The 25,626-nt window shown below is 64.5% G+C and carries 32 protein-coding genes, 1 other RNA gene and 1 pseudogene; 18 read left to right on the plus strand and 16 right to left on the minus strand.

The window, feature by feature from the left end; all coding sequences use genetic code 11:
* Nucleotides 1–133: 133 nt before the first annotated feature.
* The 10 genes from leuC to grxD all read left to right on the plus strand — a co-directional run bounded on the left by leuC (nt 134) and on the right by grxD (nt 6,034).
* Nucleotides 134–1,561 (plus strand): 3-isopropylmalate dehydratase large subunit, encoded by a 1,428-nt coding sequence (gene leuC, locus OPU69_RS08460; RefSeq protein WP_060977287.1) that lies wholly within the window; start codon nt 134–136, stop codon nt 1,559–1,561.
* A gap of 44 nt (nt 1,562–1,605) precedes the next feature.
* Nucleotides 1,606–1,875: a type II toxin-antitoxin system Phd/YefM family antitoxin gene (locus tag OPU69_RS08465; protein WP_230962381.1), complete on the plus strand. Its 270-nt coding sequence runs from the start codon at nt 1,606–1,608 to the stop codon at nt 1,873–1,875.
* A 2-nt stretch (nt 1,876–1,877) separates the two neighbouring features.
* On the plus strand, nt 1,878–2,300 hold the full coding sequence (locus tag OPU69_RS08470; RefSeq protein WP_066045513.1) for a type II toxin-antitoxin system VapC family toxin: 423 nt from the start codon (nt 1,878–1,880) through the stop codon (nt 2,298–2,300).
* Entirely contained in the window at nt 2,297–3,130 is an 834-nt protein-coding gene (locus tag OPU69_RS08475; RefSeq protein WP_498510362.1) for an N-acyl homoserine lactonase family protein, read from the plus strand. The genes OPU69_RS08470 and OPU69_RS08475 overlap by 4 nt, the downstream gene beginning before the upstream one ends.
* Before the next feature lie 6 nt (nt 3,131–3,136).
* Nucleotides 3,137–3,322: a hypothetical protein gene (locus tag OPU69_RS08480; RefSeq protein ID WP_060977178.1), complete on the plus strand. Its 186-nt coding sequence runs from the start codon at nt 3,137–3,139 to the stop codon at nt 3,320–3,322.
* Complete coding sequence (gene leuD, locus OPU69_RS08485; protein ID WP_498510364.1) at nt 3,309–3,902, plus strand: 3-isopropylmalate dehydratase small subunit; 594 nt, start codon at nt 3,309–3,311, stop codon at nt 3,900–3,902. The genes OPU69_RS08480 and leuD overlap by 14 nt, the downstream gene beginning before the upstream one ends.
* A gap of 118 nt (nt 3,903–4,020) precedes the next feature.
* A complete protein-coding gene (locus tag OPU69_RS08490; protein ID WP_273301675.1) occupies nt 4,021–5,016 on the plus strand; it encodes an NADPH:quinone oxidoreductase family protein in 996 nt (331 codons plus the stop codon).
* Nucleotides 5,017–5,106: 90 nt separating this feature from the next.
* On the plus strand, nt 5,107–5,433 hold the full coding sequence (locus OPU69_RS08495) for a DUF1476 domain-containing protein (RefSeq protein ID WP_060977285.1): 327 nt from the start codon (nt 5,107–5,109) through the stop codon (nt 5,431–5,433).
* Between the two features lie 3 nt (nt 5,434–5,436).
* The gene (locus OPU69_RS08500; RefSeq protein ID WP_023836414.1) at nt 5,437–5,670 is read left to right on the plus strand and encodes a BolA/IbaG family iron-sulfur metabolism protein; all 234 of its coding nucleotides are present in this window, start codon (nt 5,437–5,439) and stop codon (nt 5,668–5,670) included.
* A 31-nt stretch (nt 5,671–5,701) separates the two neighbouring features.
* On the plus strand, nt 5,702–6,034 hold the full coding sequence (grxD, locus tag OPU69_RS08505) for a Grx4 family monothiol glutaredoxin (protein ID WP_060977175.1): 333 nt from the start codon (nt 5,702–5,704) through the stop codon (nt 6,032–6,034).
* Nucleotides 6,035–6,142: 108 nt separating this feature from the next.
* Here grxD and rarD read toward each other — a convergent pair whose 3' ends face one another.
* Both rarD and OPU69_RS08515 read right to left on the minus strand, forming a co-directional pair.
* Nucleotides 6,143–7,051 (minus strand): EamA family transporter RarD, encoded by a 909-nt coding sequence (gene rarD / locus OPU69_RS08510; protein WP_498510368.1) that lies wholly within the window; start codon nt 7,049–7,051, stop codon nt 6,143–6,145.
* 9 nt (nt 7,052–7,060) lie between these two features.
* Nucleotides 7,061–7,282, minus strand: coding sequence for a hypothetical protein (locus OPU69_RS08515; protein ID WP_060977173.1), 222 nt, complete (start codon nt 7,280–7,282; stop codon nt 7,061–7,063).
* Between the two features lie 189 nt (nt 7,283–7,471).
* Here OPU69_RS08515 and OPU69_RS08520 point away from each other — a divergent pair, with 189 nt between their 5' ends.
* Entirely contained in the window at nt 7,472–7,855 is a 384-nt protein-coding gene (locus OPU69_RS08520; protein WP_498510370.1) for a glycine zipper 2TM domain-containing protein, read from the plus strand.
* Nucleotides 7,856–7,911: 56 nt separating this feature from the next.
* Here the strand turns inward: OPU69_RS08520 and OPU69_RS08525 are convergent, their stop codons facing one another.
* The 3 genes from OPU69_RS08525 to OPU69_RS08535 are packed head-to-tail and all read right to left on the minus strand — an operon-like array spanning nt 7,912 to nt 10,642.
* Complete coding sequence (locus OPU69_RS08525; RefSeq protein WP_498510372.1) at nt 7,912–8,208, minus strand: (2Fe-2S) ferredoxin domain-containing protein; 297 nt, start codon at nt 8,206–8,208, stop codon at nt 7,912–7,914.
* Between the two features lie 29 nt (nt 8,209–8,237).
* Complete coding sequence (locus OPU69_RS08530) at nt 8,238–8,771, minus strand: J domain-containing protein (protein WP_060977284.1); 534 nt, start codon at nt 8,769–8,771, stop codon at nt 8,238–8,240.
* A gap of 32 nt (nt 8,772–8,803) precedes the next feature.
* Nucleotides 8,804–10,642, minus strand: coding sequence for a caspase family protein (locus OPU69_RS08535; RefSeq protein ID WP_498510375.1), 1,839 nt, complete (start codon nt 10,640–10,642; stop codon nt 8,804–8,806).
* A 184-nt stretch (nt 10,643–10,826) separates the two neighbouring features.
* On the opposite strand from OPU69_RS08535, the gene OPU69_RS08540 reads away from it, so the two are divergent.
* Nucleotides 10,827–11,018: a hypothetical protein gene (locus tag OPU69_RS08540; RefSeq protein WP_060977169.1), complete on the plus strand. Its 192-nt coding sequence runs from the start codon at nt 10,827–10,829 to the stop codon at nt 11,016–11,018.
* Between the two features lie 38 nt (nt 11,019–11,056).
* Here the strand turns inward: OPU69_RS08540 and rnpB are convergent.
* The 10 genes from rnpB to OPU69_RS08590 all read right to left on the minus strand — a co-directional run bounded on the left by rnpB (nt 11,057) and on the right by OPU69_RS08590 (nt 19,748).
* Nucleotides 11,057–11,464: RNase P RNA component class A (rnpB, locus tag OPU69_RS08545), an RNA gene on the minus strand.
* A gap of 37 nt (nt 11,465–11,501) precedes the next feature.
* Nucleotides 11,502–12,137 (minus strand): N-acetylmuramoyl-L-alanine amidase, encoded by a 636-nt coding sequence (locus OPU69_RS08550; RefSeq protein ID WP_230962505.1) that lies wholly within the window; start codon nt 12,135–12,137, stop codon nt 11,502–11,504.
* 47 nt (nt 12,138–12,184) lie between these two features.
* Nucleotides 12,185–13,129 carry a DMT family transporter gene (locus tag OPU69_RS08555; RefSeq protein ID WP_060977283.1) on the minus strand — a complete coding sequence of 315 codons (945 nt, stop codon included), beginning with the start codon at nt 13,127–13,129 and terminating at the stop codon, nt 12,185–12,187.
* Between the two features lie 59 nt (nt 13,130–13,188).
* The gene (locus OPU69_RS08560) at nt 13,189–14,058 is read right to left on the minus strand and encodes a CheR family methyltransferase (protein ID WP_498510378.1); all 870 of its coding nucleotides are present in this window, start codon (nt 14,056–14,058) and stop codon (nt 13,189–13,191) included.
* A complete protein-coding gene (locus OPU69_RS08565; RefSeq protein ID WP_498510380.1) occupies nt 14,055–15,152 on the minus strand; it encodes a chemotaxis protein CheB in 1,098 nt (365 codons plus the stop codon). Before OPU69_RS08565 ends, OPU69_RS08560 begins: the two co-directional genes overlap by 4 nt.
* A 23-nt stretch (nt 15,153–15,175) precedes the next feature.
* Nucleotides 15,176–15,541: a response regulator gene (locus OPU69_RS08570; RefSeq protein ID WP_060977165.1), complete on the minus strand. Its 366-nt coding sequence runs from the start codon at nt 15,539–15,541 to the stop codon at nt 15,176–15,178.
* A gap of 110 nt (nt 15,542–15,651) precedes the next feature.
* Nucleotides 15,652–16,086, minus strand: coding sequence for a chemotaxis protein CheW (locus OPU69_RS08575; protein ID WP_060977164.1), 435 nt, complete (start codon nt 16,084–16,086; stop codon nt 15,652–15,654).
* Nucleotides 16,083–18,461: a chemotaxis protein CheA gene (locus OPU69_RS08580; RefSeq protein WP_498510383.1), complete on the minus strand. Its 2,379-nt coding sequence runs from the start codon at nt 18,459–18,461 to the stop codon at nt 16,083–16,085. Before OPU69_RS08580 ends, OPU69_RS08575 begins: the two co-directional genes overlap by 4 nt.
* Nucleotides 18,462–18,542: 81 nt before the next feature.
* A complete protein-coding gene (locus OPU69_RS08585) occupies nt 18,543–19,193 on the minus strand; it encodes a histidine phosphotransferase family protein (RefSeq protein WP_081096892.1) in 651 nt (216 codons plus the stop codon).
* Nucleotides 19,194–19,337: 144 nt separating this feature from the next.
* Nucleotides 19,338–19,748, minus strand: a complete 411-nt coding sequence (locus OPU69_RS08590; protein ID WP_498510385.1) for a M67 family metallopeptidase — start codon at nt 19,746–19,748, stop codon at nt 19,338–19,340.
* A 16-nt stretch (nt 19,749–19,764) separates the two neighbouring features.
* Between OPU69_RS08590 and OPU69_RS08595 the strand changes: the two genes are divergently transcribed.
* From OPU69_RS08595 to OPU69_RS08610, 4 genes and pseudogenes are all read left to right on the plus strand, one after another.
* Nucleotides 19,765–20,739 carry an RluA family pseudouridine synthase gene (locus OPU69_RS08595; protein ID WP_498510387.1) on the plus strand — a complete coding sequence of 325 codons (975 nt, stop codon included), beginning with the start codon at nt 19,765–19,767 and terminating at the stop codon, nt 20,737–20,739.
* A 76-nt stretch (nt 20,740–20,815) separates the two neighbouring features.
* A complete protein-coding gene (gene rpoH / locus OPU69_RS08600) occupies nt 20,816–21,721 on the plus strand; it encodes an RNA polymerase sigma factor RpoH (protein ID WP_060977160.1) in 906 nt (301 codons plus the stop codon).
* Between the two features lie 183 nt (nt 21,722–21,904).
* Nucleotides 21,905–22,300 (plus strand): NADH:ubiquinone oxidoreductase subunit NDUFA12, encoded by a 396-nt coding sequence (locus OPU69_RS08605; protein ID WP_060977159.1) that lies wholly within the window; start codon nt 21,905–21,907, stop codon nt 22,298–22,300.
* A gap of 251 nt (nt 22,301–22,551) precedes the next feature.
* A pseudogene (locus OPU69_RS08610) lies at nt 22,552–22,734 on the plus strand (DUF2155 domain-containing protein); the annotation flags it as partial.
* A 35-nt stretch (nt 22,735–22,769) separates the two neighbouring features.
* Here the strand turns inward: OPU69_RS08610 and aat are convergent.
* Nucleotides 22,770–23,600 (minus strand): leucyl/phenylalanyl-tRNA--protein transferase, encoded by an 831-nt coding sequence (aat, locus tag OPU69_RS08615; protein WP_498510389.1) that lies wholly within the window; start codon nt 23,598–23,600, stop codon nt 22,770–22,772.
* A gap of 110 nt (nt 23,601–23,710) precedes the next feature.
* Between aat and prfB the strand changes: the two genes are divergently transcribed.
* On the plus strand, nt 23,711–24,838 hold the full coding sequence (gene prfB, locus OPU69_RS08620; RefSeq protein WP_060977156.1) for a peptide chain release factor 2: 1,128 nt from the start codon (nt 23,711–23,713) through the stop codon (nt 24,836–24,838).
* Nucleotides 24,828–25,565: a class I SAM-dependent methyltransferase gene (locus tag OPU69_RS08625; RefSeq protein WP_060977281.1), complete on the plus strand. Its 738-nt coding sequence runs from the start codon at nt 24,828–24,830 to the stop codon at nt 25,563–25,565. Before prfB ends, OPU69_RS08625 begins: the two co-directional genes overlap by 11 nt.
* Nucleotides 25,566–25,626: the final 61 nt, after the last annotated feature.

The following is a 25,626-nucleotide window of genomic DNA, read 5'->3' on the forward strand; positions in this document are numbered from 1 at the left end:
ATAGGCGCATTCGCCCCCCGATTGAAGAGGGCATATTGTCCCGGTTGCAATGGCAACCAAATCCGCGCTGGATTTGGGCTTTCGCTTCTGCCAAGCGACCAGCGAAGACCGGTTTGAAGGGGTAATCTGCACGATGGCTCAGGCAAGGACGCTGTACGAGAAGATCTGGGACGCGCATGTCGTCGACCAGCGCGACGATGGCACCGCGATCATCTTCATCGACCGCCATCTCGTCCATGAAGTGACCAGCCCGCAGGCGTTCGAAGGGCTGCGCATGGCCGGGCGCAAGGTGCGCAGGCCCGATCTGACGCTCGCCGTGCCCGATCATAATGTGCCCACCACCGCGCGCGTCGACGCTGCGGGCAACCGCATTCCGATCGCCGATCCTGAAAGCCGCGCGCAGCTCGAGGCGCTTGAGCGCAATGCGCCGGCCTTCGGCGTGCCCTATATCAGCGCCACCGATATCCGTCAGGGCATCGTCCATGTCATCGGCCCCGAACAGGGCTTTACGCTGCCCGGCTGCACCATGGTGTGCGGCGACAGCCATACCGCCGCGCACGGCGCGCTGGGCGCGCTCGCCTTCGGTATCGGCACTTCGGAGGTCGAGCATGTGCTGGCGACGCAGACGCTGCAGCTCAAGCGGTCGAAATCGATGGAAATCCGCGTCGAGGGCGATCTGCCCGCAGGTGTCAGCCCCAAGGATCTGATATTGCACATCATCGGCCAAATCGGCGCGGCGGGCGGCACCGGCCATGTCGTCGAATATCGCGGCCGCGTGTTCGAGCAGATGTCGATCGAGGGGCGTCTCACCATCGCGAACATGTCGATCGAGGCCGGGGCGCGCGCCGGGCTGATCGCGCCCGACGATACCACCTTCGCCTATCTCAAGGGCCGTCCGATGGCTCCCAAGGGGGCTGATTGGGACGCAGCGGTCGCCTATTGGCGCACGCTCAAGACCGATGACGGCGCGGTGTTCGACAAATCGGTCGTGATCAACGCTGCCGATGTCGCGCCGTCGGTCACCTGGGGGACCAGCCCCGAGGATGTCGTGCCGATCACCGGCGTCATCCCCGATCCCGACAGCTTCGAGGATGCCTCGAAGCGCGCCGCCGCGCAGAAATCGCTCGACTATATGGGGCTCACCGCGGGCATGCCGCTCAGCGAGGTGCCGGTCGAGCATATCTTCATCGGCAGCTGCACCAACAGCCGCATCGAGGATCTGCGCGCCGCAGCCGAAGTGCTGAAGGGCCGCCGCAACGCGCCCGGCATCAAGTCGGCGCTGGTCGTGCCCGGCTCGGGCCTGGTCAAGCGCCAGGCCGAGGAAGAGGGTCTCGACCGCATCTTCATCGAAGCGGGATTCGAATGGCGCGAGCCGGGCTGTTCGGCGTGCCTCGGCATGAACCCGGACAAGGTGCCGAGCGGCGAACGCTGCGCCTCGACGTCCAACCGCAACTTCGTCGGCCGCCAGGGCCCTGGTGCGCGCACGCATCTGGTGAGCCCCGCGATGGCGGCGGCAGCGGCGGTGACCGGACGGCTGGCCGATGTACGCGAGTTGATTTGACCAGAATCCTATAGTAATTTGGTCAAAAGTTCAGGAGTCCAGCCATGGACATGCGCCCCACCACCTATTCGGCGGCAGAGGCCAAGGCCCAGTTTTCCAGCCTGCTCGATCGGGTGGCGGCGGGCGAGAGCATCATCATCACCCGCCATGGAAAGCCGGTGGCGAGGCTCGGCCATCCCGACGAGAGCGAAAGCCAGAAGACCGAGGCACGGCGGCGCGCGCGCGAGTCGTTCATCGCCTGGCGCAGGGAACATGGCCCGACGCTGGGGAATGACATCACGGCGAAGGACCTGATCAATGAGGGGCGGCGCTAGGCGTGGAGCGCTTCGTTCTGGATGCGTCGGTAGCACTGTCCTGGTTGTTCCGGGACGAGGAAACGCCTGCTTCCATGGCGATTCATGCGATGACCGACGATCATCGGGTCGTCGTGCCGCCGCACTGGTTTGCAGAAATGGCCAATGGCATCCGCCAGGGCGAGCGGAGAGAGCGCTGCGCGCCGGGCGATGCGCCCGCTTTTTTGAGCCTGCTGGGGCTGCTCGATTATGAACTGTCGGGCCTTGCCCCGTTCGACCAGTTTGCCGTGCTGCTGCCCTTGGCCCGCGAGCATGATCTCACCGTCTATGATGCTGCCTATCTCCATTGTGCGATCAGCCAGGGCCTGCCATTGGCAACATTCGATCAGCAACTGGCAACAGCGGCCAGGGCCTGCAATGTCACGATAATCGGAGATTCTGCATGAAACTGCGCTTCCTTCTTGCGCTGGCGGGTGCGTCCTTCGCCGTCACCCCCGCCTCCGCCCAGCAGGCCGAGGTCAAGCTGTGGCGGCTCGATTGCGGGACGGTCGCGGCCAATGATCTCAACGCCTTTTCCGACACCAAAGCCTATACCGGCAAATCGAAGCAGCTCGCGAGCAGCTGCTATCTGATCCAGCATGGCAGCGATTACATGCTGTGGGACACGGGGCTGCCCGCCGCGATGAAGGGCAAGCCGCTCGACAACGAGGCCGCGATGGACGCGACCGTGACCCTGACGATCAAGGAACAGCTGGCGACGTTGAATGTCGATCCCGCCTCGATCAAATATGTCGCGGTCAGCCATTATCATTTCGATCATATCGGCCAGCTCGCCGATTTTCCCGGCGCGACGCTGCTCGTCGGCAAGAACGACTGGCAGGTGGTGACGACCGATCCCGCGACCTATGGCGCCGATCCCAAGCCGTTCGAGGCCTGGATCAAGGGCGGCAGCAAGGTCGAGGCGGTGGCGAACGACAAGGACGTGTTCGGCGACGGATCGGTCACCATGCTGCGGCTGCCTGGGCACACGCCGGGGCATAACGGCCTGCTGGTGCGCCTGAAGAAAAAGCCGGTGCTGCTCACCGGCGATCTCGCGCATTTTACGGAAAATTATAAGAGCAACGGCGTGCCCACCTTCAATTACGATCGTGCCGAAACGCTCGCTTCGCTTGACCGGTTCAAGAAACTGGCCGACAATCTGGGGGCAACAGTGATCATTCAGCACGAACCGGCAGACATCAAGAAATTGCCGGCATTTCCCCAGGCAGCGGAGTAGGATTACGTGACAAAGGACAAGAAGAACGGCTGGTCCAGCGGCGCCATGGCTGGCGCGGCGGTGGGATCGGCGGCGCTGGCAGCGGCATTGCTCTATGTCGGCAAGCAGTTCACCAAGCCCAAGACCGGGGCGGCTCCCAAGCCCGAAGAGCCCGGTGCCGAAGCGACCGAGGGACCCCATGCAACCGATTGATCGTGTGGAAGGACGCGCCATCCCCTTTGGGCGCAAGAATGTCGATACCGATATCATCATCCCCGCCCAGTGGCTGAAGACGATCAGCCGCGAAGGCCTTGGCAAGGGAGCGTTCGAGACGGTACGCGCCGAGCCCGGCAATGTGTTCGACGATCCCGAATTTGCAGGCGCGCCGATCCTGATCGCGGGCGACAATTTCGGTTGCGGGTCGAGCCGCGAGCATGCCGCGTGGGCGCTGACCGATCTCGGCATCACCGCAGTGATCGCGCCCAGCTTTTCTGACATTTTCTCGAGCAACGCCTTCAAGAACGGCATCCTCACCGTCGTCCTGCCGCAGGAAGCGGTCGACCGGCTGATGGAGGTCGCAGCGACCGATCCGATCCATATCGATCTGGAAAGCCAGACGGTGACGACACCGTTCCAGGACCGCTTCACCTTCGAGATCGATCCGTTCCGCAAGACCTGCCTGATGCAGGGGCTCGACGAGATCGGACTGACGCTGGCCAAGACCGACGCGATCAGCACCTATGAGGCGAAGATTGCAAGCGAGAAGCCCTGGCTGGTGCCTGCAGCTGCATGAATTCGTCATTCCCGCGTAGGCGGGAATCCCGCTTCTGCGCCAAGCATTGAGGAAAGCGGGACCCCGCCTGCGCGGGGGTGACGGGGAAAAATCACAAACAACTGGAGAGAGCCCGAAAATGAAAGCCCTTTTGTCGAACGCCGCAGGTGGCCCCGAAACGCTGGAAATGACCGAGGTCGATGCGCCGGTGGCCGGCCCTGGTGAGCTGCTGGTCGCGGTCAAGGCCTGTTCGATCAACTTCCCCGACGCACTGATCATCAAGGACATGTATCAGCTCAAGCCCCAGCGCCCGTTCGCGCCTGGGAGCGAGATTGCAGGGATCGTCGAAGCGGTGGGCGAGGGCGTCACCGGCTGGGCGGTCGGTGACCGCGTGATCGCCGGCACCGGCTTTGGCGGTCTGGTCGAGAAGAAGGCCGTACCCGCTGCGGGAGCGTACAAGCTGCCCGACCAGTTCAGCTTCGAACAGGGCGCATCGCTGCTGATGACCTATGGTACCTCGATCCACGCGCTCAAGGATCGCGGACATATCAAGCCGGGCGATACGCTGCTGGTGCTGGGCGCCGCCGGCGGAGTCGGCCTGGCAGCGGTCGAACTGGGCAAGGCCTATGGCGCGCGCGTCGTCGCGGCGGTGTCGAGCGAGGACAAGGCCAAGGCCGCGCGCGAAGCGGGGGCGGACGAGACCGTGGTCTACGAACGCCAGCCGTTCGACAAGGCGCAGTCCAAGGCGCTGGCCGACGCGTTCAAGCAGGCCGTGGGGCCGAACGGCGCAGACATCGTCTATGACGCGGTCGGCGGCGACTATTCGGAACCGGCAGTGCGTGCCATGGCCTGGGAAGGGCGCTTCCTTGTCGTCGGCTTCCCCGCCGGGATCGCCAAGCTGCCGCTCAACCTCACGCTGCTCAAGAGCTGCGATGTCTGCGGCGTGTTCTGGGGTGCGTTCGCCGCGCGCGAGCCCAAGCGCAACGCCGCCAATATCGCCGAGCTGTTCGATCTGTGGGCAGCGGGCAAGATTTCGCCGCGCATTTCGGAAAGCTTCAGCTTTGCCGATGCACCGAAAGCGATCGCGAAGCTTGAAAATCGCGAGGCAATCGGCAAGCTTGTCGTGACGATGTAACCAGCGGAATCATGCGGTTTGGCGCTTGCCGCTGCGCCTGGCTCGGCCTATGCGCTAGCGTCAGACCTGCATGATCAACAAGGGATCGACATGACCAGTTTCAATGATCGCGAACGCGCATTCGAAGCCAAATTTGCCGCCGACGAGGACCTCCAGTTCCGCATCACGGCCCGCCGCAACCGCCTGGTCGGGCATTGGGCCGCGCAGCAGATGGGCCTTACCCCGGAAGAGACCGAAGCCTATGCCAAGTCGGTCGTTCAGGCCGATTTCGAAGAAGCGGGCGACGAGGACGTGATCCGCAAGCTGCTCGGCGATCTCGTGTCGGCTGGCGTCGATATCGACGAGCTGGGCGTGCGCACCGCGCTGGAAGCCAAGATGGCCGAAGCGCGCCGCCAGTTCATCGAAGAGGCGAACTGAGCCATGCCGATGGCCGCTGCCGATATCGAGGCGCTGATCAAGGCGGGCATCCCCGATGCCGAGGTCACGATCACCGATCTTGCGGGGGATGGCGACCATTATGCCGCGCATGTCGTGGCGGAGAGCTTCCGTCCGATGACGCGGCTGGCCCGTACGCGCGCGGTCTATGCGGCGCTCGGCGGGCGCATGGGCGGGGAGCTCCACGCCTTGCAACTGACCACCGCGCTTCCCAGCTAATCGTCATCTGCATATTCAAGGAAGCATCCCGATGACCGACACCGCACAGGCCCGTATTGCCGAGATCGTTAAAGCGAACGACGTCCTTCTGTTCATGAAGGGCACGCCGCTCTTCCCGCAATGCGGCTTTTCCAGCCGCGCCGTTGCCATTCTTGACCATCTGGGGGTGGATTACGAGAGCGTCGACGTGCTGCAGGACATGGAAGTCCGCCAGGGCATCAAGGAATTCTCCGACTGGCCGACCATTCCCCAGCTCTATGTGAAGGGCGAGTTCATCGGCGGGTCGGACATCATGATGGAAATGTTCGAAGCCGGCGAACTGCAGACGCTGATGCAGGAAAAGGGCCTGGTTTCGGCGGGCTAAGCCTTGCTCCGCTGACCTCTTTCCACGCCACCCCCGTGAAAGCGGGGGTCCCGCGTCCTTACCGGCTCCGAAATTTGAGCGGCATTCCCGCGTTCGCTGCAATGACGGTCAGGCCGCTGGCTGAGCCACCCGCGCCGCTCGCGAGCGGCGCACCCCATCCAGACAGAATACCGCCACCGCGCTCCAGATCAGCGCGAAGCAGATCGCGTGCGCACGGGTGAACGGTTCGTCATAGACGAAAACGCCGAGCATGAACTGGATCGTCGGACCGATGAACTGGACGAAGCCGAGCGTCGACAAGGGCATCTTGCGCGCGGCACTCGCGAACAGGAGCAGCGGGATGGTGGTGATCGCGCCGCCCGTGATCAGGAACGCGTTGGTATAGGGCGAATAGCCGAAGCCCGGCGTCGGATCGTAGAGATGGGCCCAGAGCGCATAACCGATCGCAAAGGGCAGCAGCAGCACCGTCTCGCAGGCGAGGCCCGGCAGCGAGCCGACCGGCGCCATCTTGCGCACCATGCCATACAGGCCGAAAGACCCCGCGAGCGACAGGCTGATCCAGATAGAGGCGAGCGATTCGCTCGCCAGCACCAGCACGCCTGCGGCCGCCAGAGTGATTGCGATCAGCTGCGTACGGTTCATCCGTTCGCTGAAGAACAGCACGCCCAGCGCGACGTTGATCAGCGGGTTGATGTAATAGCCCAGGCTCCCCGCCAGGATATGCTGGTTGGTGATGGCCCAGATATAGATCAGCCAGTTGGCCGCAATCAGCGAGGTGCTGGCGATCATGAAGCGGCGGGTGCGCGGGTCGCGGATGGCGGTCAGGAACTCGTGCAACGACCTGCGCGCCCAGAGGATGGCCAGCACCAGCAGCACCGACCACATAACGCGGTGCGCGACGATCTCCACCGGGGAAATGCCCTGCAGCTGTTTGAAGAACAGCGGCATGAAGCCCCAGATGGTATAGGCGCCCACCGCTTCGGGCAGGCCGTTCAGTCGCTTGGCTTCACCGCTCATGGCGGCGCGTTAGAGGATGCCGCCGCCCAGCGATAGCCGGATAATGCAGACCACCAGCACGATCAGGCACAGGTTGCGCCCGGTGTTGCTGCTCGACAGGAAGCCCAGCAGCACGCCGACCAGCGCGATCGGAACGATCAGCCAGTTGAGCGCACCCAGCAGCGGCAGAAAGGCGGGAATGGCCAGCAGCAGTGCCACAAGGCCGATGATGATGGAGAGGATGTTCAGCATGTGTCTTATATGGATAAGACAGCACTTCGTTGCAAGCTGTTTAACGGTTCATCGCTGAACTGGGTCGCTTCGTCGGCGAAAAGGACGGAATCGCGCTTGTTGTTTCCCGTTCATGAAACTGCCTTTGAGGATGAATGTTGTTAGGTTCGAGCCGGGCCAAACGTCCGGAGCACATTGTGGAGACGAACCATGTTGAACCTTGCCCTTGCCAGCGCCGCTGCGTTTCTGAACCCCGCGCCTGCTGCCCCGGTCGCCCTGCCGGTCTCGACCAATTTCTATTCGCAGGATGCCGCTGAATTCGAGCGTCGCGACGAGCGCCGCGCCTATCGCGAGGGCCGTCGTGACGGTCGCCGCGAGGCGCGCAACAACCGCTACTGGCGCGGCAATGACGGCCGCTATTACTGCCGCCGCGATAACGGCACCACCGGTCTGCTGGTCGGCGCTGGTGTCGGCGCCTTGGCCGGTAACGCCGTTGCCGGTCGCGGCGACAAGACGCTAGGTGCTATCATCGGCGGTCTGGGCGGCGCAGCCATCGGTCGCGAGATCGACCGCGGCAACGTGCGCTGCCGCTGATTTCGCCACTACCCTGGCGATGAAGGGCCTCTCCCGGCAACGGGAGGGGCCTTTTGCTATGCGCTGAGGTCTTCGGCGAGCCGGTCGATATCGGCATCCTCGCGCACGATCTGCCAGCGATCAGGCTGGCGGGTGTCGATCAGCACCACGCCCGTTTTCGGGCAGATGTCGAGGCACGGCACCTCGATCACGCCGAGCCGCGCCTTGCGGCCCTTGCCTGCGGGCAGGCGGCGCTTGAGTGCCTTGGCGAGCGAGCGGTCGCCCTCGGGGCCGAAGCTCGCCTTGGCACGCTTTTGGCACTTCTTGCACACCAGCAGCGCATGCGACCAGTTGGCGTTGATTTCGCTTTTCATGAGGGGGAGATAGGGGCGCAGCGGGCCGATTACACGCCCTTCCAGGTCTTTCGCTCTTCCGCGCTGCGCAGCACCGCATAGGCCGCCTGGATCGCCTGAAAGCGGGCGGCGGCTTCCTTGTCGCCCTGATTGGTATCCGGATGATTGGCCTTGGCGAGGCGGCGATAGGCCTTTTTCACCTCCTCGAACTCGGCATGCATATCGCATTCGAGCACATCGAGCGCGCGCATCTCGTCGCGGCTGCGCGATCCGTCGCCCGAGCCAGTCCAGCCGTGAAAGGCGGACTCACGATAGCCCGAGGCATCGCGCTGTTCCTCCGCTGCGCGCGCCGCGGCCTCTTCCTTGTCAAGGCCTGCAAAATAGTCCCAGCCCTGGTTGTATTCGGCAGCATGGCGTTCACAGAAATACCAGCGGTCGCGGCTGTTGGGGGATTTGGGGGCAGGACAGTTGCCCGGCTGATCGCAGCCATGCCGATCGCACATCCGCACCTGCTGCGCTTCACGCGAAGCGCCATAACCGCGCCAGCGCGGGAAACCCCAGTCGGTGGATCGTCTGCCTGCCATCACGCGCATTTAGCGATGCGAGCGGGGAAGGGCTAGGGGGTAGCGCGATCGGGCAGCACGATGCTGGCAAGCACGGCGCGCCGACCCGGATCGAGTTCCTTGTGCGAAAGCGCCAGCCTGGCCCAGTAGTCGGCCTCCTTGGGCGAGCGCGGTACGCCCAACCCGTCCGCATGGCGCCGCGCTTGAAGGAACTGCGACCCTGCAAAACCGCCGCTAGCCCCGCGCGTGCAGTGGCGCTCGGCCTCGGCGCTGTTCAGCGCATTGCGGAAATAAGCCAGTTCGCACAACCAATGGTCGCCCTCGCGATTGCCCTTGTCGGCGAGCGCATTGAGCATCGTCGTGGCGGTCTTCGTATCGCCGATATGTGCTCCCAGAGCGAACATAGCGAAGGGATGGCCCTTGGCGGCTGCCTGTTCGAACAGAGTGCGTGCCCGATCCGTTAGTGCCTTGATCTTCGCCGGATCGCGCTCGCTGCGTGCCTCGACGATCAGCAGATCGCCGAGATGCGACTTGGCCTTGGCATAATCCTGCGCTGCTGAAAGCTCGTAGAGTTCGCGGGCGCGCGCGGCTTCCTGCGGCGCATGTGCGCGCAGGAAATAGCCCAGTTCCAACTGCCCTGCGGGATGTCCCTTCGCGGCCGATTTCTCGAGCCAGGTGCGTGCTGCGACCAGATCCTTCGGCAGGCCCACCCCGAATTCGTACATATAGCCCAGCAGATATTGCGCCACCGGATCGTCGTTCGTTTCCGCTGCGGCTAACAGCGAGGGCACGTTCGACCGGGTCAGCAGATCGGCGACGAGATAGGGTTCGTCCTCGGTTCCCAGGCGTTCCAGCGTCAAGTCGGCAAGCAGGGTCATCATCTGCGGCATCATCATCAGCAGCGCGCCGGGGCTGCTGCGAATCGCCCCCGTGCGGACACGGGCGGTGGGGGCAGGCGCCCCTGCAATCCCGCCGATCGCTGCGCCTGCGGGCGGCTTTGCAGCATTCTGCGTCGAACTGCCGGGCAGCGGCATCAGGAAGAAATCTTCGCGAAACTGCCCGTAGCGCACCGGATATTGCGCCGGATCGATCACCGGTCGTGTGCGCTCCTCGACATCGCGCGCGACGATCTTGAGATACTGGTCGAGTTCCAGCCCCGGCGTGGCGCTGTACTTGGCGATCGCGGCGGCAAACGGGCTGATCGCATCGGCCTCGGGCGGGGCATCGTCGAGCGCCGGACTGCCCTTGACGGTTGAATAGAACACCACGCCCTTGCCGCCGCGCGGCAGACCGATGGTGCTCACCGTTCCATCGCGCCCGCCGGGGTCGAGATCAGTGAGCTCGACCACCGCGTCGAAAGATCGGCAGGCATCGAGAAAGAACAGGTTGAACCGCTGGGCCCTGGCCGCGCCCATCAGCGCATCGAGCGGCAGGAAATGCTCGGCAAGGCCATTCTTGCTGGCAAATCGCGGCGCATCGACGGGGACGAGATAGTTCTCTCCGCCGAATTCGAAGCCATGGCCGGCATAATAGATCAGCGCGGTATCGGCCGCAGCGGAGAGCGATGCAAACTCGTCGACGGCCCTGCGCGCGGCGGCAGCGTTGACATCGACCAGCCGGATCACCCGGAACCCGGCCTGGGCAAAGACATCGCACAGCCGCTCGACATCATTGGCCGCATTGTCCAGCCCGTCCCAGTCGGCCCCGTCATAGCCGCCATTGCCGATCAGCAGCGCCACCCGCTGCGTCTGCGCCGCCGCCCCGCATTCCTTGCGCCCGGCGCCGGGTTTGCTCAAGGGCGCCTGTGCAGAGGCGACCATGGGCGCCATGGCGGCCAGCGTTAGAGCCGCCCCGGCGAGCAGATGATGAGCCAGCGACTTTGGCGTCCCCATGGCGATCCCCCTGATCTGGGGGGGAAACTACAGCCGGCGCGGCAATTGCGCAACGACCACGCCCCCTTCATCGCTCTCCCATGTCGTTCGTCGAACGCTAAGGGTCTTGAAACCACTGGCCTGCTATCTATCTCGCATCCGCAGCATAGATTGCGATTAAAGACGTTTCAGGGAAGTGCCACCAATGAGCCGCCAGTTGATGTTCGCAGCCATGCTCTCCATCGCGATGATGGCGACGTTCGTGCTGGGCTCGACGGCTTATGCCGGCGGCGATGCGGCGCAGGATTTTGCGCAGTGCGATCTCAACGAACTGGAACAGTCGCCCGCCGCCATCGATTATTCGGTGCCGTCCAAGCTGGTGCTTGCCTCGCTCTGAGCACGATCGGCCCCAGGCCGTTTTTCATCATTCCCAAAATCGCCAGAGGGTCTGTAAGCCGGGTTCTGTCCTGACCGTTGCCGGTCATGGGCAGCCATTCCTCTAGGCGGGGCATTGCTGCACCGCTCAAGCAACCAACCCGGGCGGCAAGGGGCCGAAACTCCCCTGGGACGCGCCTCTGCAAGCAGAAACCGTATCGCCAAATCCGCCCCTATTCGGTCTTGCTCCGGATGGGGTTTACCGTGCCGCGATCCGTTGCCGGTCGCGCGGTGCGCTCTTACCGCACCCTTTCACTGTTACCGGGCCGAAGCCCAAGGCAACCTGCTTTCTGTTGCACTGTCCCTGGGGTCGCCCCCGCCGGGCGTTACCCGGCATCCCTGTTTCGTGGAGCCCGGACTTTCCTCGCCCCCGTTTTGCAACGGGGCCGCGGCTGCCCGACCCTCTGGCTGCGCGCGGCCTAGCCGGGATCGCGCGGGAACGCAATCAGCGCGTGCGCCCCGCGTCCCGATCGAGCAGCAGCGCGAACAGGATCGCGCGGCATTCGCCGTCGATCTCGCCGGTGATGGTGCCGGGCCGCCAGCGCCGCTGGAACGCGGTGGTCGCAGCCCTCCCGTCGCTAATATCATAGCCGAAGCGTTCGAGCGCGAGCATGAACGCGCCGTCGCTCCAATAGGGATCGACCAGCCGCCCGTCGGGGATCGGCAGAGCGAGGCGGACGCGCGCCAGCCTTTGCCAGTCGAACAGCTCGCCCGGGTCCTGCTTGCGCGCAGGCGCGATGTCGCTGTGCCCGACGACATTGGCACGCGGGATGTTGTAGCGGTCGACAATGTCCGCAACGAGCGGGATCAGCGCCGACATCTGTTCCTCGGGGAACGGACGATAGCCGAATTCATGGCCGGGATTGACGATCTCTATGCCGATGCTGGCGCTGTTCACATCGGTGATGCCCCGCCAGTGCGAACGGCCCGCGTGCCAGGCGCGGTCGGCCTCGTCGACCATGCGGATGATCTGGCCGTCCTCGGTCACGACATAATGGGCGGAGACCTTGGAAGCAGGGTTGGCGAGCCATTCGATCGCCGAGGGCGCGTCCTGCATCCCGGTATAATGCAGCACCAGCATATTGATCGGCAGCTTGCGCTCGTCGAAATTCGGCGACGGGGTGTCGATCAAGATCTGGTCCCTTCCTTCATCAGCCGCGCCTTGGCGAGCTCGCGTGCCTTCTGGGCGTTGCGAACCGCCACGATAGAGACGCCCAGCAGCGCGATCAATCCACCCGCGATCATCAGCCAGGTCAGCGGCGTTCCGAACCACCAGGTGGCAAAGGCGACCGAAATGACCGGGGTGGGGATGGTGAGCGGACTGACGGTCGATACGCTGTGCCGCTGCAGCAGCCAGACCATCGCGCCATGGCCGCCGATGCTCGATCCGATCGCGGCATAGGCGGTCCAGGCATAGGTTTCTGCGGTGAGGTGCGGCAGTTTGGCCATGCCATCGGGCTCGAGCAGCAGCGCAAAGGGCAGGATGACGAGCGATCCGATCAGCCCGAGCCACCCGCTGATGTTGAGCACGCCGATGCCGCCCAGATTGCGCTGGATCAGCGTTGCGGTGGCCCAGATCAGGCTGCCGACCGCGGAGATGGCGATCGCGGGCAGCTCCTTGCCCGCCGCCGGATCGAAGACCAGCAGCATCACCCCGAACAGCGCCAGCACGATGCCGATCAGGCGCGGAATGCCGATCTTCTCCTTGAGGAAGATGACCGCGAGGATCAGCGAGAAGGGGACGCCGAGCTGGCCCGCGATGGCCAGCGCGCTGACATTGTTGCTGACCTTGAGCGACAGGCCGACCGCGACATAGAACAGCCCGCCGCTGAGCACGCCGAGCGTCGCGATCAGCTTCATCCGCCCCGGCACGATGCGCAGGAACGGCAGGCAGACCAGGGCGACGATCGCCTGGCGCAGGAACGCGCCGGGCAGCGCGCCTGCGCTGTCCACCGCCGATTTCATCGCGATGATGTTGAAGCCCCAGAGCATCATCATCATCACCGCCACGGCCCAGTCGAGTCGGCCAAAGCCGCGTTCGGGCAGGTCCTGGAGGTGCGAATCGGGCTGCATGCGCGCAGGCATAGGGCAAATGCCCGGCTAGAACAGCATTTTGCTGCGCTTGCGAACGATCAGGCGAGCGGCGGGGGCAGCGCCGACAGGCCGGTGCGGCCCGGCACCGCCTTGCAATGCAGCCCGCGCATCTCGCGCGCGCTGGAAAACAGCGCGGTCTGGTCCATCACCGTTTCTGCCGCGCCCAGCATCAGCAGGCCGTCGTCCTCGAGCGTCTGCTCGAGCTTGGCATAGGCGATCGATCGCGTTTCGGGGGCAAAGTACATCAGCACATTGCGGCACAGGATGATGTCGAACCGGCCCTTTTCGGTGCGGGGCTTGAGGATGTTGTCCTCCTGAAAGCGCACCATCTGTTGCAGCCGCGGATCGATCACCCAATCCTCGCCGTCCTGGGTGAAATAGCGCGGCATGTAATCGACCGACAGGCCGCGCTGGATTTCGAACTGGCTGTAGCGGCCCGATCTTGCCTTGGCGATCACCGAGGCGGAAATGTCGGTGCCGACGATCTCGATGTTCCAGCCATCCCAGAGCTCGCGGTCGGTATCGATCAGCATCGCGACCGAATAGGCTTCCTGTCCCGTCGAACAGCCAGCGCACCAGATGCGCAGCGACTTGCGCGTGGCCCGACGCTCGCGCAGCTGGGGCAGGGCTTCGCTGCGCAATGTCGCGAACAGCGCGATGTCGCGGAAGAAGAAACTCTCGTTGTTGAGCATCAGCTCGAGCGATTCCTGCAGCAGCCGCTCGTTCTCGGGATCGGAGAGCACCGCGACGAGCGCGTCCAGATCGGGGATGGCATGCTGCTTGAGCAGCGGCGCGAGCGCGGTCTGGATCCGCCAGTAGCGGCTGGGCGCGATCTGCTGGCCGGTCCGCGTCTCCAGAAGTCCGGCAAGAATCCGCGTTGCATCGGCTGCGGGCTGGGCATGAATCATGGTGCGCTCTCCAGCCAGCAATCGGCAATGAACCCGGCTATCCCGGCGGGCGGCAGGATCACGCTGGCCAGGCCTGCGCGCGCGACGCTGCCGGGCATGCCCCAGACGGTACTCGTTTCGATATCCTGCACGTAAACGGGAGCCCCCTGTTCGGCGAGCGCACGTGCGCCGGCCAGTCCGTCCGATCCCATACCGCTCAGCATCACCCCGGCGCCGCTCGCGCCGAAACAGCGCGCCACCGCCTGCATCATGGGATCGACCGATGGTTTGTAGGCGCTGGCCGGCCAGTCGGGCAGCAGATCGATGCGCACATGACCGTCGGCTCTTTCCAGGCCCAGATGCGCATCGCCGGGCGCGCAATAGATATGTCCGCGCTGCAGCCTAGCGCCCTGAACCGCCATGCTGACCGGGCGCAGTTTCAGTTCGTCGATATGCCGCACGAAATGCGGCATGAAGTCGGTCGGCAGGTGCTGGGTGATCAGGATCGGCGCATCGACGCGCGGGTCGAGCGCGGTGAGCAGCTGGTGGATGGCCGGAATGCCGCCGGTGGACGAACCGATCGCGATACACTGCAGCGGACACAGCGTGAGCGCGGGTCGGGCGAGCACGATTGGTACCGGATCATGCCGGGAGCGGCGTCCATCGGCGAGCAGTTGCAGGCGCTGGTGCAGCGCGCCGACGAATTCGCGCGAGTAGAACTGGCGGTCGGGCTTGGCCAATGTATCGCTGGCGCCGAGGGCAAGCGCACGAATGCTGGCAGGGGCGCCATCGCCGCAATGCGACGACAGCACCAGGATGCAGGCCTGCTGGCTGCGCTGCAGCAGATCGGGCAGGGCGTCGAGCCCGTCACGGTCCGGCATCTCGATATCGAGGATGATGATGTCGATGCTATGCTGCGCCAGAAAGTCGAGCGCTGCCTCGGCCGATGGCACGCTTGCTGCCACTTCGAAGCCCGACAGCGATTCGACGATGCGTTGGATGATCGACCGGGTGACCAGGCTGTCGTCGACGATCAGCACGCGGCTTTGCGCACCATGCGGCACCGCCCGGAGAAATCCCGTTCGAGCTGTTGCCCGCTGTCCCGCCCCCGGCATGGCCGCCTTCCTTCCGCTGCGGCTCAGGCGCAGCCGACGATCTGCAGCTTGCTGTGGAGCGTCTCTCGATCGAACGGCTTCATCACATATTCGTCGGCGCCCGCCTCGATGGCCGCCTGGATATGGCCCCGGCCGTTCTCGGTGGTGCAGAACACGACCTTGGGATGCTGTCCGCCCTCTTCCTTGCGCAGCGCACAGAGAAATTCCATGCCGCCCATGACCGGCATGTTCCAGTCGAGCAGGACGACATCGGGCATCGATCTGCCGCAATGGTCGAGCGCCTCGCTACCATCAGCGGCTTCGGACACGGCAAAATCCAGCGTTTCCAGAATGTGCCGCGCAACCTTGCGGATCACCTTGCTGTCATCGACGACCAGACACGTTTTCATCAAAGCGGCCTCCCTGCGGCACATGCGCTGCGGATGAATGTATGGCCCATTGGTAAGCAGCAGCTTAACGGCGCGAAAAGGCTTTTGAATTTTGGACGCACCGCTTCGGGTCAGGCGGCGCGGCGCATCGCGGGATTGACCATGTAATCGGGATCGATCAGCAACAGGGTTTCGCTATCGTGCTCGAGCAGCGACCGCCCGATTTCGCTCCAGCCTGCGGGCAGCTGGCTGGGCAGCGGCAGCGGCGCCGTGCGGATCGGCACGACGTCGAGCACGTCATCGACCAGCAGGCCATAGCTGCACCCGCCGATATTGACCACGATGGCGGGTTGACCGGGGATCAGTTCGGCAGGTTCGCCGGTGACGAAATACTGGCAGTCGATCAGCGTCAGCACCCGGCTGCGCAGCGCGAACAGGCCCGAGATGAACGGCGCGGCCGACGGCACAGGGACCGACTCGCGCACCTTGACGACGCTGTCGATCCGCTCGGACGGGAATGCGACCGTTTCGCCCGCGATGATGGCGATGAGAAAGAGGTCCTTCATGCACTTTGCCTCTGCTGGCCCGCGATCAGGCGGCCGAGCAGGCCGGCGCGGTCATAGCGGTAGATGGTGTCCGCGTCGGCGCTGGCGGAGGCCAGGGTATCGCTCAGGCGGATGACTTGACCGCCAACGGCGGACGGGGCGACGGGCAGGTCGCCGACGATGATGCTGATCGCGGCATTGCCATCGATCGCATCGTCGGGCCGCGTCAAGACCGGGTTATAGCCGGCTGCTGCTACCAGGGGAGCCAGGATGCTGCGTGTCCAGGCATCGTCTTCGCCGATCAGGCGGCAGACGGGCCGGTCGGTGGCGGGGGCTGCGCCCGGCAGCATGCTGAAGATCCAGTGCACGTCGAGCAGCTCGAGCTGCAGATCGCCGATCAGCGCGACTCCGCCGATCAGTCCGGGCTGCGGCGCGGGTTCGACATGCGAAGGCAGCCGCACGATATCGATGACATCATCGACAGCGTAAAGCGCATGCACGCGGCCATCGGTAAGGTGCAGCAATTTTGTGAAGGGGGCCTCGGGACGCGCCGAAAGGCCGATTACGGGGCGGCTTTCGCCGTCGATGCTCAGCCGCATCTGGCCTGCCGCCATGGCGAGCCGGGTGCTGTCGACATCCTCGACCCGCTCGACCGCGGCCAGCGCGATCAGCCGCAACTCGCCGCTCAATTCCTTGAACAGCAAGGCCGAACCGCCGTCGATCTTCGGCGATGCGCCTTCCTCTTCGTCGAGTGCCTGTGCGGGCTTCGGCATTTCGTTCAGGCGGGCGCGATGCGCGAGACCCAGCGGGTCGAGCAGCAGCATCGGCCGCCCGTTGTCGGGCAGGGTGGTGCCCGCGTAGAGGCCGTCGGCCATGATCACGGGCGCGCCGGGACGGACCACGAGTTCCTCGTGATCGATCACCGCCTCGACCGACAGCGCATAGCGCAGGTCCGATGCGGCGTTGACCGAAATGATCGTGCGGTGCCGCGCCTGCGGCTCCCGATCGACGTCCAGTCCCAGCAGCGTTTCCAGCGCGACATAGGGCAGGCATTCGCCGCGAAGATAGGCAAGGTCGCAGCCACCGACCTGCTGGATGCGCACCTGGCTGTTGCTGTCGAACAGGATCTCGCGGATCGCCGATCGCGGCATCGCGAATTCCTGCCCGCCGGCCCGCACCGTCAGACACGGAATGATCGTGAGCGTCAGCGGGACGCGCAGGATCACGCGCAGACCCCGTCCCGGATGGTTCTCGAGATCGATCGAGCCGCCGATCCGCTCGATATTGGATCGGACGACGTCCATGCCTACGCCGCGCCCGGAAATGGCGCTGACATGGTCGGCAGTGGAAAGTCCGGGCGCGAAGATCAGCTCGAGCCGGGCGCGTTCGCTGAGGCCCGTGACTTCGGAGGGATTGCGGATGCGCGCGGCCAGCGCGCGGGCAACGAGCTTTTCGGTATCGATCCCGCGCCCATCGTCGCTGATCTCGATCAGGATCTGGTTGCCCGACTGGCGCGCGGCAATGCTCAGCCGCCCGGTTTCGGGCTTGCCGACAATCCGCCGCGCGGCGGGCGTTTCGATGCCATGGTCGATCGCGTTGCGGATGATATGGGTGAGCGGGTCGCGGATCATCTCGATCATCTCGCGATCGAGTTCCACATTGCTGCCCGAGGTGCGCAGATCGACCTGTTTGCCCAGGTCTGCGCACAGATCGCGCACCAGCCGGGGCAGGGGAGAAAAGATGCGCTCGATCCGCTGCATCCGCGTCTGGCCGATGGCGTCGCGCATGTCGGCGATGCAGGCGGAGAGCCGCTCGAAAGCGTTTTCCAGCGTGGTGCCGTTCTGCTCGTCGCGCAGGCAGCGGGCGACTTCGTTGCGCGCCAGTACCATGTCCGACACGCCGTTCATCAGATGATCGATCAGCTCCAGCGGAACGCGGATCGACCGAACAACCGCCTGCCTGCGCGCCTGGTCTGAGTCCGATGGCAAGGCGACGTCCTCGACGTCCGGATCGGGCATGGGCGGAGCGATATCGCGGTTGAGCGCCGCGATCAGGTCGGCATCGGTGCTGTCGGGCAGCGCCTCGCCGGTTTCCATGACGACGATCAGCTCGCCGATCCGGTCGATCACCGCGAGCACCGCGTCGACCAGTTGCGCCGAGGCATCGCGCCGGCCATCGCGCACCTGTGCCAGCACGTCCTCTGCCGCGTGACTCAGCCGTTCGAAGCGGGGAAGGTTGAGGAAGCCGCAGCTGCCCTTGACGGTGTGGACGAAGCGGAAGATCGCATCGAGCCGCTCGCTGTCGCGCGGGTTCTGCTCCCACAGCACCAGCTCGCTGGCAAGCGCGTCCAGCGTTTCGCGGGTCTCAGCAATAAATTCCTGAATCAGGTCGTCCATCGTCACCGTCCGCAAGCGCTGGCGGACGGTTTGCGCCGAATATGGTTAAGATCAGGTTGCGGTGCGACCCGGCCTCAAGTCTCAGACGCGCAGCATCGCGCCGATGACCAGCGATTCCGGCGCAGCGGCCAGCTGGATGGTGCCGCCATGCGACCGGGCAATCCGCTCGATCATGAACGCGGGCGCTGTGCGCGGGCTCAGCACTGCGCCGCCGATATCGCCCTGCAAAGCTGCCGCCAGCGATTCATCGATCACCACCTTGGGGCCGGTTGCGTTGACCGCGATTTCGCACGTGCCGTCCTGCTCTTCCGCCGCGATGATCAGCTGCCCGCCGCGCACGAGACCATCGAGCCCGATCAGCGCGAGGTTCAAGAGCACCTTGACCGCGGGCTTGGCGAGCATGGCGCTGGGCACGTGCCATTGCATCTCGACGCGCGGCTTGTCGGCGACCAGGCCCTCGATCAGCTGGCGCGGCTCGCTGACATCGACCTTGTCGCCAAAGCCCCCCGCTGCGCCAAAGGCGAGGCGGAAGAACTTGAGCTTGTTGGCAGAGGCGCGTGCGCTGTCGCTCAGCAACTCGATGCAGCGGGCGCGCATCTCGGGATCGGTCTCGTCGGCGAGCAGCTCCAGACCATTGTTCATCGCGCCGATTGGGCTGAGCAGGTCATGGCACAGTCGCGAGCACAACAGGCTGGCGAGTTCGGTTTCGTTCATGTCTGCGGTGCTGGGCATGGTGGGATGCTGGCCTTGTGGCGATAATCGGAAAGAAAAGGGCAAATAACGGGGCAATGCCGCTTGCGGTCGATGTGGCGAAAATGCCGCATGGGTTCAAGCCTTAATGCTCCATCATGTAACGCGGACGCCCAACCGAGCCGGTCATGAGGCGGGCGGCAGGATTTCGACGGGATCGAAAACACCGTGCAGCGCGCCATGCGCTTTGGCCTGCCAGGCGGTGATCCTGTTGTCGGCAACAATCAGCCACAGCCGGTCGTCGCGCGCGGCATCGCGGGCGTCGCGCGGTGATGGCTCGGCGCGGCCATTGGGATGCGAATGATAATAGCCGATCAGCAGGGCACCTCCGCTGCGCGCCGAGCGCTCGGCCGCGATCAGCGCTGCGGGATCGATTTCGAAGGTGCGCAGTGGATCGTCCGCGACATTGGCGCAAGATTGCACAGCATCGATCCTATCGGGCGAACCGAAAAGCAGTCCGCAGCATTCGTGCGGGAATGCCGCTGCGGCCTCGGCCAGCAGTTGGTGGTGGAGCGCGCTTGAAAGCAGGACCGGCATCGGCCAGAGGATAGCGATGAATGATGGGCAATCCAGTACCAGTTCGGCAGGCGAGGTCAGGGCCGGCACGATCCCCGAGAGTGCGGCAGGTCTGCGCATCGATGCGGGCCTCGCCCAGGCGGAACCCGATCTGTCGCGCGAGCGGATCAAGACGCTGATCATCGAAGGCGCGGTGACGCTGGACGGCAGGATCGCCAATCGGCCCTCTGTCAAGCTGGCCGCGGGTATGGCCTATGCCGTCGCGCTGCCGCAGGCCCAGCCGCTCGACGCCGAGGCGCAGGCCATCGCGCTCGACATCGTGTTCGAGGACGAGCATCTGCTGGTGGTCGACAAGCCTGCGGGGCTGGTGGTGCACCCGGCAGCGGGGCATGCCGACGGGACATTGGTCAATGCGCTGCTGCACCATTGCCGGGGCCAGCTCTCCGGGATTGGCGGTGTGGCGCGGCCAGGCATCGTCCACCGGATCGACAAGGATACCTCGGGGCTGCTCGTCGTCGCCAAAACCGATGCCGCGCATCTGGGGCTGGCGGCGCAATTTGCCGAGCATTCGATCAACCGGCGCTATGTCGCGGTCGTGCAGGGGCGGCCGAATCCGGCCAACGGCACGGTGCGCGGCAATATCGGCCGATCCGATCATGACCGCAAGAAAATGGCGCTGGTGGGCGAGGGCAAGGGCAAGCACGCCGTCACGCATTTCACCACCGAAGAGCGGCTCAGGGACGCAACGCGGATCGAGTGCCGACTGGAGACCGGTCGGACGCACCAGGTGCGCGTGCACATGGCCAGTATCGGCCATGCGCTGCTCGGCGATCCGCTTTATTCCCGGCCACCAAAGCCGTTACGCGATCTGCTCAAGACGGCGGATTTCCGGCGTCAGGCATTGCATGCCCAACGGCTGGGCTTTATACATCCGGTGACTGGATCTGAATGCGACTTTTTTAGTCCGATTCCGGCCGACATGGCGGAACTTTTGGATAGATTGCGTGTTTAGGTTGCAAGTCGAAATGCGATCCCCATGACGGGCGCTCCATCGAGGCCCGCATAACGGATTGGCAGAAAGGGAAAAAATGAGCGAGACCCGTAGTGTCCCGGCCACCATCCCCGCCCTTGGCGGAGAGGCCAGCCTGAACCGTTACCTCACCGAAATCCGCAAATATCCCCTGCTCAAGCCCGAGCAGGAATATATGCTGGCCAAGCGCTATCAGGAACATCAGGATCCCGAGGCCGCTGCCCAGCTGGTAACCTCGCATCTGCGCCTCGTGGCGAAGATCGCGATGGGCTATCGCGGCTATGGCCTGCCGGTGAGCGAGCTGATTTCCGAAGGCAATATCGGCCTGATGCAGGGCGTGAAGAAATTCGAGCCCGACCGCGGCTTCCGCCTGGCCACCTATGCGATGTGGTGGATCAAGGCGTCGATCCAGGAATATATCCTGCGCAGCTGGAGCCTCGTGAAGATGGGCACCACCGCAGCGCAGAAGAAGCTGTTCTTCAACCTTCGCCGGATGAAGAACAACCTGCGCGCGTTTGAAGATGGCGATCTGCATCCCGACGATGTCAAGGCTATCGCGACCAAGCTGGGCGTGTCGGAAACCGAAGTCGTCAACATGAACCGCCGTATGGCGATGGGCGGCGATGCGTCGCTCAACGTCTCGGTGCGCGAGGATGGCGACGGCCAGTGGATGGATTGGCTGACCGACGACGCGCCGCTGCAGGACGTTGCCGTTGCCGATGCGCAGGAGGCAGAGATTCGCCACAAGCTGCTCGGCGAAGCGATGGAATCGCTGAACGAGCGTGAGCGGCACATTCTCAACGAGCGCCGACTGGTCGATGATCCAAAGACGCTCGAAGAGCTGAGCCAGGTCTATAATGTCAGCCGCGAGCGCGTCCGCCAGATCGAGGTGCGGGCGTTCGAGAAGCTGCAAAAGGCGATGCACCGGCTTGTTTCTGACAAGCAGATGGCGCTGGCTGGCTGAACCTGATTGCCGGGGCCGCAATGCCCTGGTCATCTTATCCTGACGGGTCGCACCTACGGATAGAAGCGGGATGGTCCTGCCATCCCGCTTCACCTTTACCTGCAGCGGCAAAGGCGTGTTGCCCGGCCTTTTCGGTGCAAAAGCATCTTCCCCTTTCGGTCGCTTGGCATTAAGCGGGCGCTCATGGGACTATTGGCAAAAATCTTCACCTGGTGGGACGGGGCGACCGTCGGAACGCATCTGTTCAGCGCGCTGAACGGCGAGAAGGTCGGCGAAGACCATCAGGGCAACACCTATTTCCGCTCCAAGCCCAAAAAGGGCCAGAAGGAGCGCCGCTGGGTGCTGTACAAGGGCGCCAACGATGCGAGCCGCGTTCCTTCCGAATGGCATGGCTGGCTGCACCACAGCTATGATGCGATTCCCGAAAGCCATCTTCCGCCGCCGCGGATCTGGGAAAAGGACTATGTTCCCAACCTGACCGGCACGCCGGCCGCCTATCGTCCCGCCGGTGCGCTGGAACGCGGCGGCGTTCGCGCCGCTGCCACCGGCGATTATGAAGCGTGGACGCCCGAGGCGTGACGCGCGGGCGAATCCTCGCCATTCTCATCGTCGTCGCCGCGCTCGCAGGGGCAGGCGTCTATGGCTGGATGCAGTTCGGCGACCAGCTGTTCAGCCGCGGACAGCAGTCCGCCACCAAGAAGGTTGCGCTTCGCCCCTCCACCCCGCCGCCGGTCCAGGCGGCTGCGGCAGGCGAGGCTACGCCAATGGCGCAGCGCGTCGCCACCATCGCGCTGCTCAACAAGCGCAACGGCGAAACCCGCGATCTGGAGATGAAGCCAGGCGAATCGCGCCGTGTCGGCAATGCGATCGTCCGGCTTTCGGCCTGCGAGCGCACCGCGCCCTGGGAACAGGTGCCCGAAACCGGCGCGTTCGTTCAGCTGCTGGTGCAGGAGCGCGAAACCCGCTCGTCCGATCCGGTGTGGAAGCGCGTGTTCTCTGGCTGGGTGTTCAAGGAATCGCCCTCGCTCAACGTCGTCGAGCACCCGATCTACGACGTCTGGGTCAAGAAGTGCGCGATGGAATATCCGGGTGAAGATGCGCCGGTCGAGGAAGCCGGCAAGGGCGGTTCGTCGGCTGCGCCAACCGCATCGGCTCCGGCCAGTGCCGAAAACCCCGCGACCAGCCCCGATTCGGCCCCGGGCCCGGCGACCCCTTCGACCGATACCGAATAAAGCCCCGGCATCACCGGATGCGGCCGCTGCACCCGAGGCGGCGCATAGGGCGAATCGCAGATCGCCTCGTTCAGCAGCTTGAGATATTCACCCTGTGGCAGTTCGATCGCGCCCATCGATGCGAGATGCGGGGTGATGAACTGGCAGTCGAGCAGCGTCAGCCCGCCCTTGCGCATCGCCGCAACCAGCCAGGCGAGCGCGACCTTGCTGGCATCGGTCGCGCGGCTGAACATGCTCTCGCCGCAGAACGCGCGGCCGATCTCGACCCCGTAAAGCCCGCCGACCAGTTCGCCATCGCGCCAGCATTCGATGCTGTGCGCGCGTCCCTGCTTGTGCAGCGCGATGAAACTCGCCTCGATGGTGCGGTTGATCCAGGTCTGCTCGCGGCCCTGGGCGGATTCGGCGCACATTGCGATCACCCTGGCAAAAGCGCGGTTGCAGGTGACCGTGAACCGGTCCTGCCGCACCGCCTTGCGCAGCGACGTGGAAAAACGGAAGCCGTCGAGCGGCAGGATCGCGCGCATTTCGGGCTCGACCCAGAAGACATCGACATCGTCGCGCGCATCGGCCATGGGGAAGATGCCGATGGCATAGGCCCGCATCAGCATGTTGAGATCGATGGTGACCGGGCCGGGGGTGCCGTGCATCCTGCGAATCTAGGCTATCGCTGGCCAAGTTCAATCACCATATCCGCAGGGCTTTGCGATTGCCGGGCGATAGGCTAGAGCGCGGCACGATTTAATCAGGAGTGACCCCCATGCGTGCCGAAGGGCAGGCCCATATCGATAGCATCAACGCCGCGCTGGCGCTGGTCCGCAAGTTCCTGGACTGGGACCGCGCGCTGCGTCGCCTCGACGAGCTGAACGCGCGCGTCGAGGACCCGACGCTGTGGAACGATCCCAAATCGGCCGAAGAGGTGATGCGCGAGCGGCGGCGGCTGGAACAGGCGATCGGCACGGTCAACGAGATCAGCCAGGAAATGGCCGATGCGATCGAATTTGTCGAGCTGGGCGAGGCCGAGGGCGATGACGAGACCGTGGCCGAAGGGCTGGCGACGCTGAAGGCGCTGTCCGAGCGTGCCGAGCGCGACAAGGTGCAGGCACTGCTCGCGGGCGAGGCGGACAGCTACGATACCTATCTCGAAGTTCATGCCGGCGCGGGCGGCACCGAGAGCCAGGACTGGGCCGAGATGCTGCAGCGCATGTATTCGCGCTGGGCCGAGCGGCGCGGCTACAAGGTCGAGCTGGTCGATTATCACGCGGGCGAACAGGCGGGCATCAAGTCCGCGACCCTGCTGATCAAGGGCGAGAACGCCTATGGCTGGGCCAAGACCGAAAGCGGCGTGCACCGGCTGGTGCGCATCTCGCCCTATGACAGCTCGGCGCGGCGGCATACCAGCTTCTCGAGCGTCTGGGTCTATCCGGTGATCGATGACAGTTTCGAGATCGACATCAAGGAAAGCGACCTCAAGATCGACACCTATCGCGCCTCGGGTGCGGGCGGCCAGCACGTCAATACCACCGACTCCGCGGTGCGCATCACGCATATTCCCTCGGGCATCATCGTCGCCAGCCAGAACGACCGTTCGCAGCACAAGAACCGCGCCACCGCGATGAACATGCTGAAGGCGCGGATGTACGAGGCCGAGATGCAGAAGCGTGAGGCCGAGGCTTCGGGCGAATATGCCGCCAAGACCGAGATCGGCTGGGGACACCAGATCCGCTCGTACGTGCTGCAGCCCTATCAGCTGGTCAAGGACCTGCGCACCGGCGTGACCTCCACCTCTCCGGGCGACGTGCTCGACGGTGCGATCGACCCGTTCATGGCCGCTGCGCTGTCGCAGAAGGTCACCGGCGAGAAGGTCGATGTCGAAGATGTCGACTGACCGTCCGGGTCGGTTTGCGTGGTTGCTGCTGGCAACGGCGGTGCTCGCCGCCTGCCAGCCGGCCCCCAGTGACGAAAGCGACCGACCCGAGACCGCGCGTACCTTCCCCCGCGCCGATCGCCCGGTGGCGGGCGTGGTCAGCAACGAATTCTCGAACGAGGAAGCCCGCGACGACCGCAACGAGGCGACCAAGGTCATGGACCTCGCGGGGATTGCCCCGGGCATGACCGTGGCCGATATCGGCGCGGGCAACGGCTATTATACCGTGCGCCTGGCCGAGCGCGTGGGAGCAGAGGGCCGCGTGCTGGCGCAGGACATCGACGATGCCGCGCTCAAGCGGCTGGGTATGCGCGTCGAGCGCGAGCGGCTCGACAATGTCTCGATCAAGCCCGGCGATATCGACGATCCGCGCCTTCCCGAGAACAGCTTCGATCGCATCTTCATGGTCCATATGTATCATGAGGTGACCGAACCCTATGCGTTCATCTGGCGGTTGCGGCCGGCGCTGAAAAAGGGCGGGCAGGTGATCGTGGTCGATGTCGACCGACCGACCAACCGGCACGGCATTCCGCCCAAGCTCCTTTTCTGCGAGTTCGAGGCGGTGGGCTACAAGTTGGTCGAATTCATCGAAAAGCCCGATATCGCGGGTTATTTCGCGCGGTTCGAAGCGGTTGGCCCGGCACTGCAGCCGGGCAGGATCAGGGGTTGCGATCAGCCCGGGTCCTGAGAGGCAACCGGCAGCGGCATTCATCGGTTTTTCATTGGTCTTTTTGTGCGCAGCATGCCTA

Source organism: Blastomonas sp. 34TW (assembly GCF_059803595.1).

Coding starts and splice junctions, on each gene's coding strand:
- OPU69_RS08475 (WP_498510362.1), top strand. CDS start 2,297: ATGAAACTGCGCTTCCTTCTTGCGCTGGCGGGTGCGTCCTTCGCCGTC.
- OPU69_RS08625 (WP_060977281.1), top strand. CDS start 24,828: ATGTCGACTGACCGTCCGGGTCGGTTTGCGTGGTTGCTGCTGGCAACG.
- OPU69_RS08495 (WP_060977285.1), top strand. CDS start 5,107: ATGACCAGTTTCAATGATCGCGAACGCGCATTCGAAGCCAAATTTGCC.
- OPU69_RS08570 (WP_060977165.1), bottom strand. CDS start 15,541: ATGAAAACGTGTCTGGTCGTCGATGACAGCAAGGTGATCCGCAAGGTT.
- OPU69_RS08520 (WP_498510370.1), top strand. CDS start 7,472: ATGTTGAACCTTGCCCTTGCCAGCGCCGCTGCGTTTCTGAACCCCGCG.
- OPU69_RS08605 (WP_060977159.1), top strand. CDS start 21,905: ATGGGACTATTGGCAAAAATCTTCACCTGGTGGGACGGGGCGACCGTC.
- OPU69_RS08580 (WP_498510383.1), bottom strand. CDS start 18,461: ATGGACGACCTGATTCAGGAATTTATTGCTGAGACCCGCGAAACGCTG.
- rpoH (WP_060977160.1), top strand. CDS start 20,816: ATGAGCGAGACCCGTAGTGTCCCGGCCACCATCCCCGCCCTTGGCGGA.
- OPU69_RS08530 (WP_060977284.1), bottom strand. CDS start 8,771: ATGGCAGGCAGACGATCCACCGACTGGGGTTTCCCGCGCTGGCGCGGT.
- OPU69_RS08575 (WP_060977164.1), bottom strand. CDS start 16,086: ATGAAGGACCTCTTTCTCATCGCCATCATCGCGGGCGAAACGGTCGCA.
- OPU69_RS08565 (WP_498510380.1), bottom strand. CDS start 15,152: ATGCCGGGGGCGGGACAGCGGGCAACAGCTCGAACGGGATTTCTCCGG.
- OPU69_RS08535 (WP_498510375.1), bottom strand. CDS start 10,642: ATGGGGACGCCAAAGTCGCTGGCTCATCATCTGCTCGCCGGGGCGGCT.
- aat (WP_498510389.1), bottom strand. CDS start 23,600: ATGCACGGCACCCCCGGCCCGGTCACCATCGATCTCAACATGCTGATG.
- prfB (WP_060977156.1), top strand. CDS start 23,711: ATGCGTGCCGAAGGGCAGGCCCATATCGATAGCATCAACGCCGCGCTG.
- OPU69_RS08555 (WP_060977283.1), bottom strand. CDS start 13,129: ATGCAGCCCGATTCGCACCTCCAGGACCTGCCCGAACGCGGCTTTGGC.
- rarD (WP_498510368.1), bottom strand. CDS start 7,051: ATGAGCGGTGAAGCCAAGCGACTGAACGGCCTGCCCGAAGCGGTGGGC.
- grxD (WP_060977175.1), top strand. CDS start 5,702: ATGACCGACACCGCACAGGCCCGTATTGCCGAGATCGTTAAAGCGAAC.
- OPU69_RS08595 (WP_498510387.1), top strand. CDS start 19,765: ATGAATGATGGGCAATCCAGTACCAGTTCGGCAGGCGAGGTCAGGGCC.
- OPU69_RS08550 (WP_230962505.1), bottom strand. CDS start 12,137: ATGCTGGTGCTGCATTATACCGGGATGCAGGACGCGCCCTCGGCGATC.
- leuC (WP_060977287.1), top strand. CDS start 134: ATGGCTCAGGCAAGGACGCTGTACGAGAAGATCTGGGACGCGCATGTC.
- OPU69_RS08525 (WP_498510372.1), bottom strand. CDS start 8,208: ATGAAAAGCGAAATCAACGCCAACTGGTCGCATGCGCTGCTGGTGTGC.
- OPU69_RS08560 (WP_498510378.1), bottom strand. CDS start 14,058: ATGATTCATGCCCAGCCCGCAGCCGATGCAACGCGGATTCTTGCCGGA.
- OPU69_RS08490 (WP_273301675.1), top strand. CDS start 4,021: ATGAAAGCCCTTTTGTCGAACGCCGCAGGTGGCCCCGAAACGCTGGAA.
- OPU69_RS08590 (WP_498510385.1), bottom strand. CDS start 19,748: ATGCCGGTCCTGCTTTCAAGCGCGCTCCACCACCAACTGCTGGCCGAG.
- OPU69_RS08515 (WP_060977173.1), bottom strand. CDS start 7,282: ATGCTGAACATCCTCTCCATCATCATCGGCCTTGTGGCACTGCTGCTG.
- OPU69_RS08540 (WP_060977169.1), top strand. CDS start 10,827: ATGAGCCGCCAGTTGATGTTCGCAGCCATGCTCTCCATCGCGATGATG.
- OPU69_RS08465 (WP_230962381.1), top strand. CDS start 1,606: ATGGACATGCGCCCCACCACCTATTCGGCGGCAGAGGCCAAGGCCCAG.
- OPU69_RS08585 (WP_081096892.1), bottom strand. CDS start 19,193: ATGCCCAGCACCGCAGACATGAACGAAACCGAACTCGCCAGCCTGTTG.
- leuD (WP_498510364.1), top strand. CDS start 3,309: ATGCAACCGATTGATCGTGTGGAAGGACGCGCCATCCCCTTTGGGCGC.
- OPU69_RS08500 (WP_023836414.1), top strand. CDS start 5,437: ATGCCGATGGCCGCTGCCGATATCGAGGCGCTGATCAAGGCGGGCATC.